Below are 1,053 nucleotides of genomic sequence, written 5' to 3'. Positions count from 1 at the left end.
TCGGCGCTCCAGCCGAACTGCGAGCGGAGGCACTGCGCGATGGCCTTCACGGGCTGCGCGACTCCCACCTCGATCCCGCGCGGCACATCCGCGGCGTCCGGGTCGAGCGTGCGTCCCGCCTCGCGGGAGGTCGCTCACCAGCCCGCGCATCCGATTCCGTGCCGTAAGCGGCCGACGCGAGGTCCCAGTCCCCCAGGACGACGACCGCTCCCGCGGGGCGATCCTCGGGACGCGCGGGTGCGGTGCGACGACCCGCGAAGAGACGGACGACGGCGATCCCGATCAACAGCACCGCGAGGCATCCCGCGGCGGTCACCGGGGTGAATGAGAACACCGCGGTATAGACCGCCGAGTCCAGCCCCAGGAGGAGGCCGACGAGGAGGCGGACGACGCAGAACACCGCGTACCCGCCGCACGTCACCATCAGCAGGCGCATCGGTGCCCACGGCTCGACGTCCGAACGCGCGGCCGCCACGCCGCAGGCCGCGGACACCACGGCGAGCACGGCGACCTTGACGACGCCCGACGCCGGGATCGGCGCGACCGCTGACACGAGCGCGACCCCCAGGCCGACGGCGACGACGGCCACCGACCAGCGCCGCGCGCGATCACCCGACAGCACGCGGAGCGCGATGAAGAAGACCGCCGGAGCGAGCACCATCGCAGTGTCGCCGACCACGCGCGGAACGATCCCGCCACCGGCGATGAAGATCAGGTACATCACGCTCGACCCGACCGCCGCGAGGCCCGCGACCGCGGTGAGGCGCAGGAACAGCGTCGGAGCTCCCGGCTTGCCGAGCCGCGGAAGCGCGACGAACAGCACCGCGGCCGAAACAGCGACGCTCACGGCCACCAGACCGAACGAGAATCCCATCGCGCCCCCGGACTCACCCAGCCCCGACGAGAAAAGCACGCGCAGGAGGCCGATGCGGTCGTAGACGTCGGCGAGGGTCTTCTCGGCGACGGATGCCGCCCGCTCCGCGTTCGACGCGAGGACGCGGTCGAGCTCGGCGGGGTCTGCGAGCAGCTCGAGCGCGCGCTCGCGCNCCGGCT

1 pseudogene is annotated in these 1,053 nt (G+C 73.0%); it reads right to left on the bottom strand.

The annotated features are described in order from the left end of the window. Positions 1 to 913: 913 nt before the first annotated feature. Positions 914 to 1,053 (bottom strand): annotated as a pseudogene (locus I5G_RS25335) (tryptophan--tRNA ligase); the annotation flags it as partial.

Source organism: Microbacterium sp. B19, from assembly GCF_000333395.1.
Taxonomy (GTDB): Bacteria; Actinomycetota; Actinomycetes; order Actinomycetales; family Microbacteriaceae; genus Microbacterium.
This window is presented reverse-complemented; position numbering and strand designations above follow the sequence as displayed.